The organism is Photobacterium halotolerans DSM 18316 (genome assembly GCF_000425165.1).
In the GTDB taxonomy this organism is placed as follows: Bacteria; Pseudomonadota; Gammaproteobacteria; order Enterobacterales; family Vibrionaceae; genus Photobacterium; species Photobacterium halotolerans.
Genome location: NZ_KE384324.1, coordinates 104,126 through 125,075, shown reverse-complemented (window position 1 = coordinate 125,075; position 20,950 = coordinate 104,126). Strand labels below are relative to the sequence as shown.

Annotated in this window: 18 protein-coding genes; 4 read left to right on the top strand and 14 right to left on the bottom strand. The window is 55.4% G+C overall.

Annotated elements, in window-relative coordinates:
• Window positions 1-21 precede the first annotated feature (21 nt).
• The gene (locus H511_RS0121025) at window positions 22-693 is read left to right on the top strand and encodes a DUF1481 domain-containing protein (protein WP_027254116.1); all 672 of its coding nucleotides are present in this window, start codon (window positions 22-24) and stop codon (window positions 691-693) included.
• A gap of 103 nt (window positions 694-796) precedes the next feature.
• Here H511_RS0121025 and purD read toward each other — a convergent pair whose 3' ends face one another.
• Both purD and purH read right to left on the bottom strand, forming a co-directional pair.
• Entirely contained in the window at window positions 797-2,083 is a 1,287-nt protein-coding gene (gene purD, locus H511_RS0121020; protein ID WP_027254115.1) for a phosphoribosylamine--glycine ligase, read from the bottom strand.
• A gap of 208 nt (window positions 2,084-2,291) precedes the next feature.
• A complete protein-coding gene (gene purH, locus H511_RS0121015; protein ID WP_027254114.1) occupies window positions 2,292-3,878 on the bottom strand; it encodes a bifunctional phosphoribosylaminoimidazolecarboxamide formyltransferase/IMP cyclohydrolase in 1,587 nt (528 codons plus the stop codon).
• Window positions 3,879-4,098: 220 nt separating this feature from the next.
• Here purH and zntR point away from each other — a divergent pair, with 220 nt between their 5' ends.
• Window positions 4,099-4,515, top strand: a complete 417-nt coding sequence (gene zntR, locus H511_RS0121010; protein WP_027254113.1) for a Zn(2+)-responsive transcriptional regulator — start codon at window positions 4,099-4,101, stop codon at window positions 4,513-4,515.
• 104 nt (window positions 4,516-4,619) lie between these two features.
• Window positions 4,620-4,901, top strand: a complete 282-nt coding sequence (ppnP, locus tag H511_RS0121005; protein WP_027254112.1) for a pyrimidine/purine nucleoside phosphorylase — start codon at window positions 4,620-4,622, stop codon at window positions 4,899-4,901.
• Window positions 4,902-5,094: 193 nt separating this feature from the next.
• On the opposite strand, the gene H511_RS0121000 is transcribed toward ppnP, so the two are convergent.
• The 12 genes from H511_RS0121000 to H511_RS0120945 all read right to left on the bottom strand — a co-directional run bounded on the left by H511_RS0121000 (window position 5,095) and on the right by H511_RS0120945 (window position 19,480).
• Window positions 5,095-5,625 carry an MltR family transcriptional regulator gene (locus H511_RS0121000; protein WP_027254111.1) on the bottom strand — a complete coding sequence of 177 codons (531 nt, stop codon included), beginning with the start codon at window positions 5,623-5,625 and terminating at the stop codon, window positions 5,095-5,097.
• Window positions 5,626-5,680: 55 nt separating this feature from the next.
• Window positions 5,681-6,829 carry a mannitol-1-phosphate 5-dehydrogenase gene (locus H511_RS0120995; protein ID WP_027254110.1) on the bottom strand — a complete coding sequence of 383 codons (1,149 nt, stop codon included), beginning with the start codon at window positions 6,827-6,829 and terminating at the stop codon, window positions 5,681-5,683.
• A 63-nt stretch (window positions 6,830-6,892) separates the two neighbouring features.
• On the bottom strand, window positions 6,893-8,812 hold the full coding sequence (locus H511_RS0120990) for a PTS mannitol transporter subunit IICBA (RefSeq protein WP_420835042.1): 1,920 nt from the start codon (window positions 8,810-8,812) through the stop codon (window positions 6,893-6,895).
• A gap of 634 nt (window positions 8,813-9,446) precedes the next feature.
• Window positions 9,447-9,743: a DNA-binding transcriptional regulator Fis gene (gene fis / locus H511_RS0120985; RefSeq protein ID WP_027254108.1), complete on the bottom strand. Its 297-nt coding sequence runs from the start codon at window positions 9,741-9,743 to the stop codon at window positions 9,447-9,449.
• A 22-nt stretch (window positions 9,744-9,765) separates the two neighbouring features.
• A complete protein-coding gene (gene dusB / locus H511_RS0120980) occupies window positions 9,766-10,731 on the bottom strand; it encodes a tRNA dihydrouridine synthase DusB (RefSeq protein WP_027254107.1) in 966 nt (321 codons plus the stop codon).
• A 155-nt stretch (window positions 10,732-10,886) separates the two neighbouring features.
• The gene (prmA, locus tag H511_RS0120975; RefSeq protein ID WP_027254106.1) at window positions 10,887-11,771 is read right to left on the bottom strand and encodes a 50S ribosomal protein L11 methyltransferase; all 885 of its coding nucleotides are present in this window, start codon (window positions 11,769-11,771) and stop codon (window positions 10,887-10,889) included.
• 285 nt (window positions 11,772-12,056) lie between these two features.
• Complete coding sequence (gene accC / locus H511_RS0120970) at window positions 12,057-13,400, bottom strand: acetyl-CoA carboxylase biotin carboxylase subunit (RefSeq protein ID WP_027254105.1); 1,344 nt, start codon at window positions 13,398-13,400, stop codon at window positions 12,057-12,059.
• Between the two features lie 11 nt (window positions 13,401-13,411).
• Complete coding sequence (accB, locus tag H511_RS0120965) at window positions 13,412-13,873, bottom strand: acetyl-CoA carboxylase biotin carboxyl carrier protein (RefSeq protein WP_027254104.1); 462 nt, start codon at window positions 13,871-13,873, stop codon at window positions 13,412-13,414.
• A gap of 22 nt (window positions 13,874-13,895) precedes the next feature.
• Entirely contained in the window at window positions 13,896-14,348 is a 453-nt protein-coding gene (gene aroQ, locus H511_RS0120960; RefSeq protein ID WP_027254103.1) for a type II 3-dehydroquinate dehydratase, read from the bottom strand.
• 502 nt (window positions 14,349-14,850) lie between these two features.
• Window positions 14,851-16,800 carry an acetate--CoA ligase gene (gene acs, locus H511_RS0120955; protein ID WP_027254102.1) on the bottom strand — a complete coding sequence of 650 codons (1,950 nt, stop codon included), beginning with the start codon at window positions 16,798-16,800 and terminating at the stop codon, window positions 14,851-14,853.
• A gap of 201 nt (window positions 16,801-17,001) precedes the next feature.
• On the bottom strand, window positions 17,002-17,628 hold the full coding sequence (locus tag H511_RS0120950) for a 3'-5' exonuclease (RefSeq protein WP_027254101.1): 627 nt from the start codon (window positions 17,626-17,628) through the stop codon (window positions 17,002-17,004).
• 22 nt (window positions 17,629-17,650) lie between these two features.
• Window positions 17,651-19,480 carry a DUF294 nucleotidyltransferase-like domain-containing protein gene (locus H511_RS0120945; protein ID WP_027254100.1) on the bottom strand — a complete coding sequence of 610 codons (1,830 nt, stop codon included), beginning with the start codon at window positions 19,478-19,480 and terminating at the stop codon, window positions 17,651-17,653.
• 255 nt (window positions 19,481-19,735) lie between these two features.
• Here H511_RS0120945 and H511_RS0120940 point away from each other — a divergent pair, with 255 nt between their 5' ends.
• Window positions 19,736-20,908, top strand: a complete 1,173-nt coding sequence (locus tag H511_RS0120940; protein ID WP_027254099.1) for a 3-phenylpropionate MFS transporter — start codon at window positions 19,736-19,738, stop codon at window positions 20,906-20,908.
• Window positions 20,909-20,950 lie beyond the last annotated feature (42 nt).

Sequence of the window (20,950 nt, the reverse complement as noted above, 5' to 3'; positions counted from 1 at the left end):
TTCGGCGGAGTTTTTTTATTTATGAAACGATTCTGCCTGATTGCCCTGTCCTTCCTGCTTTCTGCCTGCGGCAGCTCTGCTATATCACAACACTCACTGTCTCCTTTGGAGCGTCTTAGCGGCGGTCAGGTTGTCGGTGATGCGTCATCACTGTACTGGGTCAACCAGCGTCAGTCGAAACCCGAGTCTTTGGCTGAACGGGTCTGGATGGGCGATTACGGAGAGTATCAGACAGATTATCGCTGGCTCGACGGGCAACTGCGTGAACTGAAGCGGGCCGGCACAGCGCTGAAAGACGATAAACGCCAGCCGTTTGAACTGCATGTGCGTTACGATCAGCACGGCGATGCCGTGTTCCAGCGCTATAAAGTTGGCGACACGGTTTTTCCTTTGTCTGACACTCAGCTGCATCAGCTCAGCCAGCAGGCCGACATGGCCGTTGCTCTGGTCAGAGAGCAGTCGCGAGACGGATTCCAGCTGGTGCAGGGTATGTGGGACGGTCAGCGGTTTGTTCACTGTGGTGATCAGGCTGAGATTGAGATCAACTGGCAGCAAATCAATGCCCGGCCAGGCTATATCGCACTGGTCGGAAAATCTGATGGTCTGGGTAAGGTCACCGCGCAGCAAATGGTGTTGAACCGGACAACGCAGCAGCACTGTCTGACCCCGCCCAGATTACTGGATGTGTCCTGACGGACTGAGCTGAGTGAAAGATTCAGTGAATAACAACAAATAAGGCGCCGTCAGGCGCCTTATTGCTAGCTCTGTTTCATGCTGTGTTTTATTCGCTGACAGATCAGCTCTGTTCGCGGGCAATGGCACGGTAACCAATGTCATCGCGGAAGAACACACCGTCCCAGCTGATTTGTTTTGCCAGCGCATAAGCACGTTGCTGAGCTTCAGATACTGTTTCGCCCATCGCCGTAGCGCATAATACGCGGCCACCATTGGTCACTACAGCACCGTCTTTGCTGGCCGTGCCGGCATGGAAGACTTTTTGTGCGTCGCCGTCCTGCAGAGGCAGACCGGTAATCACATCCCCTTTGTTGTAGTCGCCGGGATAACCACCGGCAGCCAGCACCACACCAATCGCCGCACGCGGATCCCACTGAGAGTCCACGGTATCCAGCTTGCCATCGACAGCTGCCAGACACAGTTCAACCAGATCCGATTGCAGGCGCAGCATAATAGGCTGAGTTTCCGGGTCGCCGAAGCGGCAGTTATACTCAATCACTTTCGGCGTACCGTCGGCCATGATCATCAGGCCGGCATACAGAAAGCCAGTGTAGGGGTTGCCTTCGGCTGCCATACCGCGCACGGTAGGCAGGATAACCTCGTCCATTACGCGCTGGTGGATTTCCTGAGTCACCACAGGGGCTGGAGAATAAGCACCCATGCCGCCGGTATTCGGACCTGTGTCGCCATTGCCTGCACGCTTATGATCCTGGCTGGTTGCCATCGGCAGTATGTGTTCGCCGTCCACCATCACAATGAAGCTGGCTTCTTCACCGTCGAGGAACTCTTCGATGACCACACGGTGGCCGGCTTCGCCAAAGGCATTGCCGGCCAGCATGTCGCGCACGGCTGCTTCGGCTTCGTCCAATGTCATGGCCACGATCACGCCTTTACCGGCGGCCAGACCATCGGCTTTGACCACAATGGGCGCGCCTTTTTCTTGCAGGTAAGCCAGAGCCGGCTCGATCTCGGTAAAGTTCTGGTATTCCGCCGTCGGGATCTGATGGCGGGCCAGGAAGTCTTTGGTGAAGGCTTTGGAGCCTTCCAGCTGGGCGGCGGCCTGGGTCGGACCGAAAATCGGTAAGCCCGCAGCACGGAATGCGTCAACCACACCGATCACCAGCGGCGCTTCCGGGCCAACAATGGTCAGGCCGATGTGCTGCTCTTTGGCAAACGCCACCAGTGCCGCCGTGTCTTCCACCCCAATCGCGACATTTTCCAGTTTTGGCTCTAAAGCAGTACCGGCGTTGCCCGGTGCCACGAAGACTTTTTCTACCTGTGCAGACTGAGCCGCTTTCCAGCCCAGGGCGTGCTCGCGGCCGCCGTTACCAATGACAAGAACTTTCATCTTTTGATCCTTATCGCGTCGCCAGGTTGGCGATTTCTGTGTCAAGCGTACTCATTGATTCGGTATCAACTGCGTGCGCTTTCCTTGAACTCGCAAATCTGGCTTAGCGCTAAATGCTTAAAAGTTGCTTAATCGAAAGCGCCCAAACCTGTTGAGCGCTCAAGAAATAAAGCAAGGCTCCACAGTGATCGCGGAGCCTTACGATTGATTAATGGCGGAAGTGACGCATGCCCGTGAAGACCATGGCCATGCCGTGTTCGTCGGCAGCGGCAATGACTTCGTCATCACGCATTGACCCGCCCGGCTGAATCACACAGGTGATACCGGCTGCTGCCGCCGCATCGATACCGTCGCGGAACGGGAAGAAGGCATCTGATGCCATCACGCTGCCGGCCACTTCCAGCTTTTCGTCCGCCGCTTTGATACCGGCGATTTTGGCTGAGTATACGCGACTCATCTGGCCGGCGCCTACACCGATGGTCATGTTGCCTTTGGCGTAGACGATCGCATTGGATTTCACGTATTTAGCCACTTTCCAGCAGAACAGGGCATCGCGCAGCTCTTCGTCGCTTGGCTGGCGTTGGGTGACCACTTTGAGATCATCCAGGCCGACCATGCCCTGGTCGCGGTCCTGCACCAGCAGACCCCCGTTGACGCGTTTGATGTCAAACTCTGTGGTTTTGCTGCGCCACTGGCCGCATTCCAGCAGACGGACGTTTTGTTTGGCAGAGACTACTGCAGCGGCTTCGGCGCTGATGCTGGGGGCAATAATCACTTCCACGAACTGACGCTCAACAATGGCTTTGGCGGTGTCGGCATCCAGCTCACCGTTGAAGGCTATGATACCGCCAAAGGCTGACGTCGGGTCGGTTTTATAGGCGCGATCATACGCTTCCAGCAGGTTGGCACCCAGCGCCACACCGCAAGGGTTGGCGTGTTTGACGATCACACAGGCTGGCTGGTCGAATTCTTTAACGCATTCCAGCGCGGCATCGGTATCGGCGATATTGTTGTAAGACAGTGCTTTGCCCTGCAGCTGGCGCGCAGTCGCCACAGAGGCTTCTTGCGGCTGTGCTTCAACATAAAACGCCGCATCCTGATGGCTGTTTTCGCCATAGCGCATGGCTTGTTTCTTAATGAACTGCTGATTGAAGGTGCGCGGGAACTTAGAGTCTTCGTCAGCCGAGTCACCATAAGCAGGCACCATGGTGCCGAAATAGTTGGCAATCATGCCGTCGTAAGCGGCGGTGTGTTCGAACGCCGCGATCGCCAGATCAAAACGGGTAGCATGGGTCAGAGAGCCGTCGTTGTCAGCCATTTCAGCCAGCACCCGGTCATAATCGTGTGCATTCACGACTATGGTCACGTCTTTGTGGTTTTTGGCGGCACTGCGCACCATAGTCGGACCACCGATATCGATGTTCTCAATGGCGTCTTCTAATGTACAACCCGGCTTGGCGACGGTGGCCGCGAACGGATAGAGGTTAACCACCACCATATCGATAGGTGCAATGCCATGCTCGGCCATGATCGCATCGTCCTGGCCGCGTCGGCCCAGTACGCCGCCATGCACTTTCGGGTGCAGGGTTTTAACACGGCCATCCATCATTTCAGGGAAGCCCGTGTAGTCGGAGACTTCAGTTACCTGAATACCTTTATCAGCCAGCAGGCGGGCAGTACCGCCAGTGGACAGGATATCGACGCCACGGTTGGCAAGAGCTTGTGCGAATTCAACAATTCCCGTTTTGTCTGATACGCTGATCAGAGCACGGCGAATAGGACGAGCGTTTTCCATTGCTACCATCTCTTTGATTGCGGTGAATTATTTGCCAAAAGCTGACCTGTTATACTGAGGTTGCCTTTGGCAAATAGCCTCATCCGTCAGGCGGGATGGGATTTGCGTAATGGCGCGTATTTTACATGATTCCCGGCATTGCGCAAACGTTTGCCTTGGGCCGTAAACGGTCAGCCGCGAGCGCTGTGCAGGGAGAGTTGATAAGGATCATGAGGTTATTATGGCTAGGTACTTGATCGGACAACTGGCAAAGCTCTGCGAGGTCAGCAGTGATACCTTGCGCTTTTACGAAAAGAATGGCCTGCTGATCCCGGGCGAGCGCAGCGAAAGCGGCTACCGGCTCTACAGCGACGACGATGTCTCCCGCATTGGCTTTATTCTGCGGGCCAAAGCCATCGGCCTGAGCCTGGAGGAGATCCGGGAACTGCTGGCGATACGGGTCGAAGCCGATCAGCACAGCTGCGCGGAAGTAAAAGCCATCACTCAGGCCAAGTTAGACGACATTGACAGCAAACTGGCGGAATTACAGCGAATACGGCGGGCATTGAAGCGCTTGAATGACGCCTGTTGCGGCGAGGCGGATGACGATGCCAGCCATTGCTCTATCCTGGAAGCCCTGGCCGATGAGCCGTCATGACTCAGCCCTCAGCAAGGGCTGATAAAGGTGTATGCGACCGCAAAAAACTGTGATAGCGTGATGGGTTTCCAATGTCCGAAAAGAATAACAGGATAAGGATTATCATGCTGAATACTAACGAATATTTTGATGGAAATGTAAAATCTATTGGTTTCGAAGCCGAGGGTGCGCGCAGCAGTGTCGGCGTGATGCTTCCGGGATCTTATACCTTTGCCACCGCAGCTCCGGAGCGCATGACAGTGGTCAAAGGGGCGATTTCAGTCAAGCTGCCGGGCCATGTTGATTGGGAAACCTACAATGCCGGTGATGATTTTGAAGTCCCGGGTGATGCCTCATTCGATGTCAAGATTACAGAGACAACCGCTTATTTGTGTGACTATCTGTAATCTGCCCTGCTACCTGCCAGCTGGGATACCAGCTGGTTTTCCTGCCCGATATTCCCTCCTGCTCTCCCTTTCTTATTTTTTATATTTTTATATCAATGAATTACCTAGAATTCATGCGCGCGGAGCAACTGACGGGACGAGTCGTTGTTCAGGCTGTCTGCCACAAGGCAGGGCAGAGTAAAGCGGACGGGATCTAAAACGGGCTGTCTTTGTTGAGGGAAGTGGCAATGCCGGAAATGGCCAGTGCCAGGGTGGATTTGACTATCTGTTCCTGACGAGCGGTTTGCATCTGGTAGAAAGCCAGATCGATGTCTTCTGTGATCGGGGCCATGTCCAGCTGGGCAATGCCCATCACATTGGCCTGATGAAGCGCCTTGATTTCTTTAATGATTTTAGGGTCGGTAAAATGGTATTCGGTCACATCACGGTTGAGCATCTCTTTGATATGCAGGCAACGCTCAATATCCTGATAGACAGGCTGGGCAATCACCCCCAGGCCGTACAGCAGCTTAAGGCGCACGCTGAGTTCCCCTAACGGACCTGTGTCGTGCAGCAGCGGTTCCACCACGGATTTCACCGCAAAGTCGTCCTTGCGGAAAATTCGCTGGATCAGCGCATCGACGGCTTCTTCTAAGATATCCACAGAGGTAATAAAAAAGCCGCGTACTGTGGTGGCCTGGTTCAGGCGTTCAATAATGTCAGCTTCGTGTTCACAGGGTGCCATGGCTTCGTCTTCTCTTTGTGCCGCAAAGGCGGGGAGCGAACTCCCCGCAAGGTGATCAGGTCAGCGTCTGATAGCAGTGTTCAATGTCACGGGCCACCTCGCTGTCAGCGTCCAGACCCGTGTATTGTGCCAGTGTCCGGCGGACCCCTTTCTCATGCAATGTTTGCTGCAGTTCTACTGCCTGCGGATCGGTGTCATTCACATACTTCAGGGCTGCAGCTATGCCTTTGATCAACATGCGATTGTCAGTACCGTACTCCAGAGTGCCCAGCAGGGGTTTGATCAATCTGTCGTTGCTGCCCAGCTTACGCAGCGGCTGGCGGCCAACTCTGTCAATCTCATCGCGCAGGAAGGGATTGGCAAAGCGGGTCAGAATTTTTTCGATGTAAGCATAATGCTGCTCACGATCAAAGCCATACCGGCGAATCAGCACTTCGCCGCTTTCCCGCATTGCGGTTCTGACCTGGCCGCAGATCTCTTCATCTTCTATCGCATCGCGGATCGTCTGGTAACCTTTCAGCGCGCCCAGATAGGCGGTAATGATATGGCCTGTGTTGAGGGTAAACAACTTCCGCTCGACAAATGCCATCAGGTTATCTGTGGTTTCCATCCCGGCAATGCGGGGGATCTCGCCTTTGAACTGTTGTTGATCGACAATCCACTCGCTGAAACTTTCCACTGTGACTTCCAGGGGATCATCGTTAGCAGCTTCCGCAGGCGGCACAATGCGGTCGACGGCTGAATCGACAAAGCCGACATGCTGCTCCGCCAGCTGCCGGTGCGCCGTCGTTAATTGCTTATAGACTTCCTCTTTCAGGTGCGTGGTGCCCCGCACCATGTTTTCACAGGCAATGATATTGAGCGGCTGGGTGTTACCCGCTTCAAACCGTTTGGCCAGCCCGCTCGCGATGGTGCTGGCAATTTTATCCAGCACCGCAGGGCCGACGGCTGTGGTGATCAGATCGGTATGCACTATCTGATTGATCACGTCCGGTCCGGCGGCATTGACTGCTGTGATATGGCTGACGGTATCCAGATGACAGTCATTGCCCACCACTTTGACATTGTAAGACTGCGCATGGCTGAGCTGGTCGATCAACGGTCCGTTTACGTCGGCAAAAGTGACGTTAACCTCGGCATCTGCCAGTACTTTACCAATAAAACCCCGGCCGATATTGCCGGCGCCAAAATGAACTGCTTTCATGATGATGACTACCTTAAGTTTGTGAGAGGCCGCGCTGGGCGGCCCCGGTATCTGCACTGGCGGTTACGCCGCTTCTTCACTGGCCAGGATGCTGAGCACTTCCCGGACATCCTGGGTACGCTTGAGGCGCTCAATGGCCTCGTGGTCATCCAGTGCGTTAGTGATGGTAGTAATCACCTGAATGTGTTCGTCATTTTTGGCGGCAATGCCTATCACCAGATGGGCAATGTCGTCTTCGTCATCGGTAAATGCCACCCCGGCAGGGTACTGGCAAATGACGATACCGGTTTTGATCACCCGGTCTTTGGCTTCCACCGTACCGTGCGGCACAGCGATAGACTCTCCGAGATAAGTCGGCACCAGTGCCTCGCGGGCAAACATGGCATCAATGTATTCAGGTTCGGCATAGCCCAGTTTGACCAGCTGTTCACCGGCAAAGCGGATGGCATCGTCCTTATTGGTGGCTTTGAGCCCGAGATGGATATTGGCCGCCTGGATCTGGAAGACCGAGGGTTGCTGCGGCGCCAGACTGTCGTCATTGGCGGCCACCGGTGTCAGTTTCACCAGAGTCGGGTCATTTGCCGCTTCCGGGCTGGACGCGGCGATGATACGGGTGATCAAATCATTGTAGATCTGACCGTCAAGGAAGTTGGTCAGCGAAATATGCTGAGCCTGCGGGGCATGCTTGCGGGCACGCTCAGTGAGATCTTTGTGGGTGATAACAATATCGACATCATCGGGCAGGTTGTTGATGGCGCTGTTAGTGACATCAATATTCAGTCTGGCCTCACTGACTTTCTTGCGCAGTAAACCGGCGCCCATGGCGCTGGAACCCATACCGGCATCGCAAGCCACTATGATGCGGCGAACCTGACTGAGCTGAACCTTGGATGCTGGGTGGCTGCTGGCAGTGGTCGGCGCAGAGCCTGTGGCAGCACTGCCTTCAGCGGCTTTGCCCGATTTCATGGCTTTCATTTTCTCGCTGGCATTTTTCAGTGCGCTGCCATCGTCGTCTTCGGTCACTTTCTGGGTTTTCAGCAGCAGTGAAGCCACCAGGAAGGACACAGTCGCCGCTGCCACGATAGAGCACAGCACGCCCACTATGGAGGCTTTGGGCGCCATCAGCATCACGGCGAAGATAGAGCCCGGTGATGCGGGCGAGACCAGACCGGCGTTGAACAGGGTCAGGGTGAAGACACCTGTCATGCCACCGGCAATTGCCGCCAGGATCAGGCGCGGATTCATCAGAATATAGGGGAAATAAATCTCGTGGATTCCCCCGAAGAAATGGATGATGGCAGCACCGCCGGCAGTCTGTTTGGCCGTACCGCGGCCGAACACCATGTAAGCCAGCAAAATGCCCAGGCCAGGACCCGGATTTGCTTCAATCAGGAAGAAAATAGACTGACCGACCTCATTGGCCTGCTGAATGCCCAGCGGCGAGAAGATACCGTGGTTGATGGCATTGTTGAGGAACAGGATTTTGGCCGGCTCAACGAAGATTGAGGTCAGCGGCAGCAAACCGGCATCGACCAGAAAATTGACCCCGGCAGCCAGACCGCCAGAGAGGATCTTCACGAAAGGACCGATCAGGAAAAAGGCAACGATGGCACACAGCATCCCTATGATGCCGGCCGAGAAATTGTTGACCAGCATTTCGAAGCCGCTTTTGATTTTGCCTTCAACGGCCTTATCAAAGTGCTTAATCGCCCAGCCACCCATCGGGCCGACAATCATGGCACCCATGAACATGGGGATATCTGTACCCACGATCACCCCCATGGTGGTCACGGCACCCACCACGGCACCCCGATCGCCACCCACCAGTTTACCGCCGGTATAACCGATCAGCAGTGGCAGCAGGTAAGTAATCATAGGGCCAACCAGTTTGGCTATCGTCTCGTTGGGCAGCCAGCCGGTCGGAATAAAGAGAGCGGTAATAAACCCCCAAGCGATGAATGCGCCAATATTGGGCATTACCATGTTGGAGAGGAAGCGGCCAAAATTCTGTATCTTGACCTTGGTGTCTGGTGATATCATAACGTTTCCCCGTTTGATGTTCAGCTTCAAGTTCTGTTGTGTCGATAACGGTTCGCCAAAACCGTCGATTGCTTCGTACCCAATCAATCTACCACAGATCCTGAAAACGGAACTGATAACGGGGTTCTCGTGATCCCCGTCTCCTTTTTTAGCTATCCCCCATCAAGATACAGTGATCCAACTAACAATTACTCTGCGTAATAAAATTACATTTATCGTGTTTTTTCATAGTCAATTAATTTTAGCTGCTTGATGTCACATTTATTAACTGGTTGGTTATTAATCTTATGGTGATCTTGATCACGCATCATGCATTTGGTCAAACGATCCCTGTAAGGCTTAGTGATCTTCATCACCTTGCTAATTTTGTTCGCGCTGTGAAATAAAAATGCATTATTCTGGTGCTATCAATTTGTAGTTAAGTTACAGCTTGAGCTATGTATCTGCAGGCTTACGGGTGGTGAAGCGGGAAGAGATTGAAACGGGATTGAGCGCCAGGGGCGGGCAGGGAAAGAGCCGTCAAAAAAGGGTTATGCGTAGGCATAACCCTGTACAATCAGCGTCACTGAACGGATGATCAGTTCATGCCGTATTTTTTCAGTTTCTTACGCAGGGTACCGCGGTTGATGCCCATCATGGTTGCCGCGCGGGTCTGGTTGCCGCGGGTGTACTGCATGATGGTGTCCAGCAGGGGTTGCTCGACTTCAGCCAGTACAAGCTCGTACAGATCATCGACGTCCTGACCGTTCAGCTGGGCGAGATAGTTCTTAAGCGAGGCTTTGACGGAGTCACGCAGTGGTTTCTGAGTGATTTGGTCTTGAGAAGTGACAGTAGTCACTGTAAGTGCTTCGGAAGTCAGATTTTGTTCGAACATATTCTGTAAGCTCTTCTGGTATTTATGCAACGTTGTCGAAGTAGCCTTGCAGCGCATCGATTTGCTCTTGAGCATCTTCGAGTGCGTTGAAGGTCCGGCGGAAATCACCCGCAGAAGCCTGTTCTTTGAGGTACCACGACACGTGTTTACGTGCGATGCGTAACCCCTGGTACTCCCCATAGAAAGCGTGGAGTGCCTGTACATGCTCCAGCAAGATGCTGCTGACTTCTTCAAAAGAAGGCGCTGGCAGGTGTTCACCGGTTGTTAAATAATGCTGGATTTCCCGAAAAATCCACGGCCGTCCCTGCGCTGGGCGGCCAATCATCAAGGCATCGGCCCCGGTATAATCCAGGACGAAGCGTGCTTTTTCCGGTGAGTCGATATCACCGTTCGCAATCACAGGAATCGACACCGCCTGTTTCACTGCCTTGATGTAATCGTATTCCGCTTCCCCTTTGTACATACAGGCCTTGGTTCTGCCGTGCAGGGCCAGTGCCTGAATGCCACAGTGTTCAGCGAGCTGTGCGATCTCGACACAGTTTCGGTTCTCTGTATCCCAGCCGGTCCGTGTTTTCAGCGTCACAGGGACGTCCACGGCGCTTACCACGGCCTTGAGGATATCCTCGACAAGATCCGGGTATTGCAGCAGGGCAGAGCCAGCCAGGCGCTTGTTCACTTTCTTGGCCGGGCAACCCATGTTGATATCAATGATCTGGGCACCGTGCTCCACACTGAAGCGGGCGGCGTCGGCCATCTGACGGGGATCTGCCCCGGCAATCTGTACCGAACGAAGTCCAGACTCACCTTCATGCACCATGCGGTTGAGCGACTTGGCCGTTTTCCAAACGTCTGGGTTGGCAGACATCATTTCGCTGACCGCCATACCTGCGCCGTGGCGCAGGCACAACTCACGAAACGGACGGTCGGTCACACCTGCCATTGGCGCGACAATTAACGGGTTGTCTAATTGATATGGACCGATCTTCAATGTCTGTTCCTGACTATGCCAGTAAGGGCGCGCATTTTACGCATTTTTTGCTGTGCTGAAAAGGCCAATATTTGAGCATCCTGGTTTTGGATTGCAAAAGGTCATGGAATTCAGAGGATTGCTCACAAAATGCGCAATGGACAAATTTGTCAGGATCAGGCTTTTTGGCCTGAAATCCGGCACCATTCCTCACGGGCGGCGATCGGATCCAGCGTCAGCTCGTCGCTGTAATGGCTGGCCACATCGTCGGCCTGAGATTCCAGTACTCCGGAAATCGCCAGCAGGCCCTTGTCCCTGACCAGGCTCTTGATCACCGGTGACAGCTCACGCAGCGGACCGGCCAGAATATTGGCAACCACCACGTCGGCTTGCAGATTGTCCGGCTGATCTTTGGGCAGATACAGCTCCAGGTTGTCAGACACACCATTGCGCTCGGCGTTATCACGCGAGGCCAGAATCGCCTGTGGGTCGATATCAATCCCGATCACTTTGGCGGCGCCCAGCTTGAGGGCGGCAATCGCCAGAATGCCGGAGCCGCAGCCGAAATCGATCACGGTTTTGCCCGTCAGATCCTGGCCGTCCAGCCATTCCAGACACAGAGAGGTGGTGGGGTGCGTCCCGGTACCGAATGCCAGGCCCGGATCGAGCAGCACGTTGACGGCCCCCGGCTCAGGCGCTTCACGCCAGCTCGGGCAGATCCACAGACGCTGACCGAATTTCATCGGATGGAAGTTATCCATCCACTCGCGCTCCCAGTCTTTGTCTTCCAGCTGTTCAACCTTGCAGGCAAAATCGTCAGCCAGCAACGGACTGCTTTTCAGCAGGGAGAGCACCATATCCATGTCGCTTTCCGCATCGTACAGGCCAATAACGTCGGTATCACCCCACAGGCGGGTTTCGCCCGGCAGCGGTTCGAAAACCGGGGTGTCCTGTGCATCCAGGAAAGTGACCGACAAAGCGCCGGTGTCTTCCATCAGCATGTCACCAATGGCTTCAGCATTGGCGGCGGTGGCATTCAGTTTGAGTTGAATCCAAGGCATGGTTATGTCGCTCTTGTGGAAACAGAAGGGGCGAAGTCTACCACGAAATGTCAGAAGACGGCACAGCGAGTAGGTTAGCGGCTGGTAAAACAAAAGCCGCAGCAGGCAGGGGGATAGCTCAGCCAGAATGAGAAACCCGGCAGAATGCCGTACAGCGGCATTTTCAGGGGGATGCGGAGGACGGCGCAGCGGGGGACTGAGCAACAGACCGTGCCGTGTGCTGTGATACACGCCGGTAACAAAAAGGCTGCCCGGAGGCAGCCTTAGGTATCGCATGCGGAGTGCTTATTGCAGACCCAGCTTTTTCTCCAGATAGTGGATGTTGGCGCCACCGTGCTGGAAGTTCTCGTCTGCCATGATGTCTTTCTGCAGCGGAACGTTGGTCTTGATGCCGTCGATGATCATCTCGTTGAGGGCGTTACGCATGCGCGAAATCGCCACGTCACGGTTTTCACCGTAGGCAATCAGTTTGCCGATCATTGAATCGTAGTGCGGCGGAACCGTGTAGCCGCTGTAGATGTGGGATTCCCAGCGGATACCCATACCACCTGGCGCATGGAAACGCTCGATCTTGCCCGGAGAAGGCAGGAAACGCACCGGATCTTCAGCATTGATACGGCACTCAATCGCGTGACCACGCAGGTGAATGTCGCTCTGGCTGAATGACAGCGGCTGACCGGCAGCAATGCGCAGCTGCTCTTTGATCAGATCAACGCCAGTGACCATTTCGGTCACAGGGTGTTCAACCTGGATACGGGTGTTCATTTCAATGAAATAGAACTCGCCGTTCTCATACAGGAACTCGAACGTACCGGCACCGCGGTAGTTGATTTCGAGACAGGCACGGGTACAGCGCTCACCGATGTACTTGCGCATTTCTTCGGTGATGCCCGGTGCCGGCGCTTCTTCAACTACTTTCTGGTGACGGCGCTGCATTGAACAGTCACGCTCACCCAGATGGATAGCACCGCCCTGACCGTCAGCCAGCACCTGTACTTCGATGTGGCGCGGGTTTTCCAGGAATTTTTCCATGTACACCATGTCGTTGCTGAACGCCGCTTTGGCTTCTGCACGTGTCATGGCGATCGACTGGATCAGATCCGCTTCTTTGCGTACCACACGCATACCACGGCCACCACCGCCCCCAGAGGCTTTGATGATTACCGGATAACCGATACGCTTGGCGATAGACTTGTTTTTGGCTTCATCGTCGCCCAGCGGGCCGTCAGAACCCGGTACACAAGGTACGCCGGCTTTTTTCATGGCGTTGATGGCCGACACTTTGTCACCCATCAGACGGATAGTGTCCGCTTTAGGGCCCACGAAGATGAAACCTGAACGCTCAACCTGCTCGGCAAAATCCGCGTTTTCAGACAGGAAGCCGTAACCCGGGTGGATGGCGACAGCCCCGGTCACTTCTGCCGCACTGATGATGCGGGGAATGTTGAGGTAGCTGTCTGTGCCTCGTGCCGGACCGATACAGATAGACTCATCTGCCAGAAGAACGTGTTTCAGATCGCGGTCAGCTGTGGAGTGCACAGCGACCGTTTTGATCCCCAGCTCTTTACAGGCACGCAGGATACGCAGGGCGATTTCGCCGCGGTTTGCTATGACTACTTTATCTAACATATGCGCCTCAGTTACTCGATGATAACCAGAGGTTGATCGAATTCAATCGGGTCACCGTTTTCGGCCAGGATAGCCACAACGGTACCGGCTTTATCGGCTTCGATCTGGTTCATCATTTTCATGGCTTCAACGATGCACAGGGTATCGCCAACATTTACGCTTTGACCGACTTCCACGAACGCTTTTGCTTCCGGGCTAGGCGCGCGGTAGAAAGTACCGACCATAGGAGACAGTACCTGGTGACCGGCAGGCGCAGCAGGAGCCGCTGGTGCTGCTTCAGCAGGTGCGGCAACCGGTGCCGGTGCCGCAGGAGCGGCAGGTGCCGGTGCTGCGTACATTTGCGCAGGTGCAGCCGCTGGTGCTGCTGTGGTACGGCTGATGCGTACTGATTCTTCGCCTTCAGAGATTTCCAGTTCGGAGATGCCTGATTCTTCTACCAGTTCGATAAGTTTCTTGATCTTGCGAATATCCATGTATCTTTACTCTTGATGTTGTTCATTGAGCGTTCTGAAGGCGGCAGACAGCTGCCTCCAGGGCGAATTCATAACCATCCGGGCCCAGGCCGCATATCACTCCGACTGCCTTGTCAGACAGGTAGGAATGGTGGCGGAAGGGCTCGCGGGCATGCACGTTTGACAAATGTATTTCAATAAACGGGATAGCCACGCCCAACAGCGCATCGCGAATGGCAACGCTGGTATGGGTGTAGGCTGCCGGGTTGATGAGGATAAAATCCACGTTACCGTGCGCCTGGTGGATGGCCTCAATCAGTTCGTGTTCTGCATTGGACTGTAGGTGATCCAGTGTCACGCCCAGACTGGCGGCTTTGGCACTCAGGTTTGCTACAATCTGATCCAGTGTCTGCTGGCCATAGTGCCCCGGCTCGCGCAGGCCCAGCAAATTCAGATTGGGTCCATTAAGCAGTAAAATGCGGTAATTAGTCGACATATTCTGTTATCTATACCTGTTCTTGCTGATTCAAGCGACAAAGCACAAAAAAACTGTGACTTTGCTTCCTTTCATGCAAACCATCACGGCCTAAAACCTGTTAGTTGCTCAATTATAGAGAATTCAGCGCAATTCGCAGCAAAATACTGGTCTAATCACCACTTTTTTGACCTTACAACTGTACGCAACTGGCGTAAATTGCCGCTGGCAGCCCCCATTTTCGCCGCCTCTTCAGTAAGATAGCGGACAGATTAACCTCACTTACAAGATAAGCGGCCAATCACCCTGAATCTTAACCGGTTTTACTGAAATTCACCGCACAATGCAGCAGGTTCAAACAAAGATGCTGTGGCGCTGAATCAGACAAATCAGACAATGGAAGATTGCCGGGAGTTCCCGCAATACGGATCTGCTGAGGTTTTTGCTGGCATCGGAACCGATTGGCAGGGATAAAGAAGAAAGCCGCCTGGCGGCGGCTTGGATTGGGTGCAGGTTGTGTCGGTTAGACGACTTTTTCTTTTTCAGCGATCAGTTTGTCGACCACACTGGGATCGGCCAGGGTGGAGGTATCCCCCAGCGAGCCGGTGTCCCCGGTAGCGATCTTGCGCAGAATCCGGCGCATGATCTTGCCTGAACGGGTTTTCGGCAGAGCGTCAGTCCAGTGCAGGAAGTCCGGTGTGGCAATCGGGCCGATTTCCTTGCGCACCCAGTCTTTGACTTCTTTATGCAGCTCAGCCGTTGGTATCACGCCGTCGTTCAGGGTGATATAGGCATAAATCGCCTGGCCTTTGATATCGTGCGGTACGCCGACGATAGCGGCTTCAGCAATCTTGTCGAAGGCCACCAGTGCCGATTCAATTTCCGCTGTCCCCATGCGGTGACCTGAGATATTCAGTACGTCATCGACACGGCCGGTGATCCAGTAGTAGCCGTCTTCATCGCGGCGGGCACCGTCACCGGTAAAATACATGCCCTTAAAGGTCGAGAAGTAGGTCTGTTCGAAGCGCTCATGGTCACCCCACAGCGTACGCATCTGACCCGGCCAGCTGTCCAGCATCACCAGGTTGCCGTCAGTGGCACCAGGCAGAATGTTGCCCATGTTATCGACCAGGGCAGGCTGCACGCCAAAGAACGGACGGGTGGCCGAGCCGGGTTTCAGCGCGGTCGCGCCCGGCAGCGGGGTGATCAGGATGCCGCCGGTTTCGGTTTGCCACCAGGTATCGACGATAGGGCAGCGGCTGTCACCGATAGTGCGGTGATACCACTCCCAGGCTTCCGGGTTAATCGGCTCGCCGACAGAGCCCATGATCCGCAGCGATGAACGCTGGGTACCGGCAATGGCTTCATCGCCTTTGGCCATCAGGGCACGAATGGCGGTCGGGGCGGTATACAGGATATTGACCTGATGCTTGTCGACCACTTCGCTCATACGGGCGGTGGACGGATAATTAGGAACGCCTTCAAACAGCAGGGTGGTGGCACCGTTGGCCAGTGGCCCGTACACCAGGTAGCTGTGGCCGGTGATCCAGCCCACATCGGCGGTACACCAGTACACTTCACCTTCCTGATAGTCGAAGACGTATTTAAAGGTCATGGTCGCGTACACCAGATAGCCGCCTGTGGTGTGCAGCACGCCTTTTGGCTTACCGGTCGAGCCTGAGGTATAGAGGATAAACAGCGGATCTTCGGCATTCATAGGTTCCGGGTCACAATGATCCGGCACGGCGGCGGTGGCGTCATGCCACCAGATGTCACGCTGACTGTCCCACTCAACCGGATTACCGGTACGCTGGAACACCACCACTTTCTCAATGCTGGTGACCTCAGGGTGTTTCAGGGCATCGTCGACGTTTTTCTTCAGTGGCACAGCGCGGCCGCCGCGAACACCTTCATCGGCAGTCACAACGACTTTGGCTTTTGAATCTATGATACGGCCCGCCAGTGCTTCCGGTGAGAAGCCACCGAAGACGATAGTGTGCACCGCACCGATGCGGGTACAGGCCAGCATGGCCACCGCGGCTTCGGCCACCATGGGCATGTACAGGCAAACCACGTCGCCTTTTCTGACGCCCTGTGCTTTGAGCGCGTTGGCGAACTGGCAGACTTGCTTGTGTAGTTGGTGATAAGTCAGGGTGGCATCATCGGCCGGGTCGTCACCTTCCCAGATGATGGCTGGCTGATCGCCGCGGGTTGCCAGATGACGGTCGAGACAGTTGGCGGAGACGTTCAGTGTGCCGTCTTCAAACCATTTGATGCTGACGTGACCGGTATCGAAAGAGGTCTGTTTGATCTTGTTGTACGGGGTGATCCAGTCAACAATCTTACCGTGCTCACGCCAGAAGGCTTCCGGATCGCTGACAGACTGCTGGTACATGTCGACGTATTGTTCTTCCGTGATATGAGCCCGCTCAGCAATCTGCTGGTTGACAGGGTAAACATGAACCTCACTCATCTCATTCTCCTTGTGTTTCCGTCTTCGTCCTGCGCGGACCGGATCATTGATCATTATAGTTGTGTTAACTTGAGCCAGATTCGGAACAGGCTCAATTAGACTTTAGGATGAGTGTGCGCTGTCATGGCTTTTTCTGTGTATTTGCATTGGCTTACATTATTTTTCGCCAGGCTGGTTGGAGGGGGAGCGAGCTAAAAGTCCTCACAAGGGTGAGGTCAGAGCGGGCAGATCCCCGTGCTTGAGCCGGACATAGATCAGGGCGGCAGTAATGCTGTCCTGCAGGGCATCGTGCCGTTCCGGGTGCGGCAGGCCCAAATGCCGGCTGATGGCCTCAAGGCTCAGATCGTAACAGGTATTGGGCAACTGGCGCTCCAGCTGCTCATGGTACAGGTGGCTGACTTCGACCAGCTTATTGGGCAGGGCAAACCCGAACAGACGCTTGAAATAGCGGTCGAGAATCGCCTTATCATACCGGATGTGATAGCCGACCAGGGGCCGGTTGCCGATGAATTCCAGCAGCAGGGTCAGGGCCTCTCTGGGCGCCAGGCCGTGACTGAGATCCTGATGGCGCATCTTGTGGATGGTCACCGAGGCCGCGCTCAGGCTGTCGGGCGGGCTCAGGGTCAGATACAGCGACTCACTGGTCAGAATCCGGTTGGCTTTGATGCGGGTTGCCGCAATGGTCACCAGCTCCGCGCTGGCGGGATCCAGGCTGGTGGTTTCACAGTCAACCGACACCAGCTCATCGCCGCGATAGCGCTGAAACAGGGCGTGTATCGGGTGATGGCGGAATTTGTACTGATACCACCAGCGACGCAGAATATTCATTTCATCTCACCATTCCTTAGTATCAGTCTCTGAGCTGGTAGTGATAGCTGAGCCATTCTTTAAATTTTTTCACCACATGCAGACTGTGTCGCAAGAGATCGCGCTCCGCCCGGCTGAGTGAGGCCAGATCCAACAGATGATGCTGTCCGGCTGAGACCGTATCCGCTGGCAGGCTGAGCTGCTGGCGCAGCCTGAGGCGGATGAAGAGTTTCAGTGCTTCGCTCAGATTGGACGCCGTACTCGGCTCCAGCACCTGGCGCTGTTCCAGCACGGCCAGGCGGCGAAAGGTGTTGGTGTCTGTCACGTTGTGTTCGAGTGCCAGAGTTCTGATGCCGTGAACAATCGGGAAAATACCGCCCCGCTTGATGTCCGGTCCGCTTTTACCGCGCTTGATCTGGCCGAACAGGGTCAGGGGGACGCTGAACCTGAGCGCCGGGCGGGCAAAGGTTGCCAGCAGTAATTCCTGACTGCTGAGTCTTTGATACAGGCGGCTTTTGACCGGTGTCAGCAACTGCCTGTGACCGGCAACGGCCTGAGCATCCGCCAGGATCGCCAGTGTCATCATGGCGGTTTCATCGCCTTTATCGCAGCATGTCTGCACGGTGCGCTGCCAGCCGGAGACGCTCTGGACCCAGTCCGGGTTATTGACCATGACCCGGCCCGGGCAGGGCGGGTAACCGAGCTGGCACAGGGTGTCGCTCAGTTGCGCCATTACAGCCCGGCACTCGGGCCAGTCGACGCCATCAGCGAGGATCAGGGCGTTATCCTGATCGGTTTTCAGAATTTGCTCACCGCGGCCTTCTGAGCCCAGCACCAGCAGGCAGCAGAGCGGCTGCCATTGCTCAGGCACCACCAGCTGAAAGGCTTTTTCAATAATCTGTTCATTAATACTGGCAATCAGCTCCATCAGAAAACGGGTATGAATGCCGTTGTTGAACAGTGTCTCTACCAGTGCCCGCTGGCTGGCTGCCGCCAGTGCCAGTTCCTCTATGCGGGTGGCACGGGCGATACGCAGCGCCAGCACATGGGAATGGGTGGAAAACAGGCTCAGTACCTGGGTCATATCCAGCATACCGGCGATGTCATTGCCCTGTGTGACCAGCACGCGTTTGACCTTGTGCCGGGTCATGGTGATCATGGCCTTGAACAGATACGCCCCCAGCTCAATGCTGATCACCGGCGAGGTGGCGATCTGGCCCACTGCTGTGTCGCCAGTGAGGTTATCCAGCATCACGGCGTGCAGCAGATCGGTACGGGTGACTATGCCAAACCTGTGTTCGGCCTGCTCTGCCGTGTCATCCACTAGGGTGAAAGCCGCGTCACAGTTGCGCTGGCGCATCTGTTCGGTGGCAGTACGCAGATCGGTGTCGGCGGGCAGGATCAGACAGGGCTGAATGTTGTCCTGGCGGACACGGGTCAGAATAAATTCCGCCAGATTCTGCTGCTGATGGGCCTGCTCAAGTAATTGCTGGCGGGTGGCCAGATCGCTGTTGAAATAAGCCGCGAACGCCGGATTGTGCCGGCACAGCGCGGTAAAGTGTTCCTGAGGGAGCAGGTAGCACAGCGTATCTTCTGTGGCCCGGTACTGGTGGCGGCTGTGACCGCTGAACTGGGCGCGTACATCAAAAAGGTCATCTGTGGTGTAGTGGGCAAAGTGCTCTTGCCGGTCCGCCGAGGTTTCTTCCACGCTGCCTTTAATAATGATGTGCAGCGACTGGCAGGGATCGCCGGCCCGGATGATCACCTCACCACTGCGAAAATACGCCACATCCAGTGCCTTGAGCAGTGCGTTCTGCTGGCTGCCATCCAGCCGGTCAAAAGGGATCAGTGAGGTATTAAAGGTATCCGGCATTGCTCTCTCGCTTTGTGGTACTGGCGCAAGTGGTGCGGGTGTGCACAGTGGTGATGGTGAATCCTCTGCTAAGCAGTGTCGCCCAGTGCCCGCTTTTGCTCCAGCCGACTTTAGTCTAGGAGACGGCCAGACAGCCGCTGTGCTGTCACAGGCGGGATAATGCGTGGGATCTGGGCCAATAACTTCGCTGCCGCCTTTCCTGCCATGTGCCCGACAGGCATAATGGCGACCATTTTCATGCAGCAGGGTTTTGAAATGTTAAGAAGTAGCCCGTTTGGCTGGACAGCACAGTACATGTTCGGCTTTTACTTTAACTATGGCGTGTATCTGCCGTTTTGGGCCGTCTGGCTGAATTCACTGGGCATACCGGCCGGTGATATCGGTGTGTTGCTGGGCCTGGGCCTGGGAGTGCGCTGTTTTGCCAATATGGTGCTGACGCCCAGGGTACATCAGGTGGAACACCTGTTGCCGGCGTTGCGCTGGCTGGCGGTACTCAGCTTGATCTGCTGCGTGTCATTTGTGATGGTCAGCGGTAATCTGATCGCACTGACAGCCGTGATTGTACTGTTCAATATTCTCGTCGGGCCGGTGATCCCGCTGACAGACAGTCTGGCTAATTATTACGCCAAACACGGGCATTTAGACTATGGTCGAACCCGGCTGTGGGGATCGATCGCTTTTATTGTCGGTTCGACCATAGCCGGTATGGCGGCCGCCGAGTTTGGCGCGGCGGTGATCCCCTGGGTAGCGGTTGGCGGGCTGGGTGCCGCCCTGTTATTGTCGTTGCGCCAGCCGACTGTATTGCCAAGCGAAGCCACCACAGTACGCCAGCCCCGGCCTCCGTTACTGGGGATTCTGCGCGATAAACGGGTGATGCGTTTTCTGATCATTGTGGCCCTGCTGCAGGGGAGCCACGCCGCGTATTACAGTTTCAGCGCCATGTACTGGAAGACGATCGGTTACAGCGAAGCGGTGAGTGGTTATTTGTGGAGTTTCAGTGTGATCGCTGAGGTTGCGGTGTTTGCACTCAGCAAGCGGTTGTTTGCCGGCTGGAGTGTGGCAGCCATGTTCCGGCTGGCGGCGGCGGGTGTCTTGTTGCGCTGGGGACTGACCGCGACCATGACAGAACTGCCGATGCTGGTGCTGACGCAGGCGCTGCATGGCGTGACCTTTGCGGCGGCGCATCTGGCGGCAATTCGTTATATTCAGCATGCGCAAAGCCACCAGATGGTTGCCCTGCAGGCGCTGTACAATGCCTTGCCGCTGGGTGCGGTCATGGCGGCGCTGACCACTCTGAGCGGCTGGGGATACGGCTGGTGGGGGGCTGATGTGTTCTGGCTGATGGCCATCATGGGGCTGCCGGTATTGCTGATGAGCATTGATGAATCGCCCCAGACCGAACCGAGGGCGGCGCGCGAAGTGCATTAAGCACAGCAGTCTGGCCGGTGAGATGTGACCTGCCGGACGGAT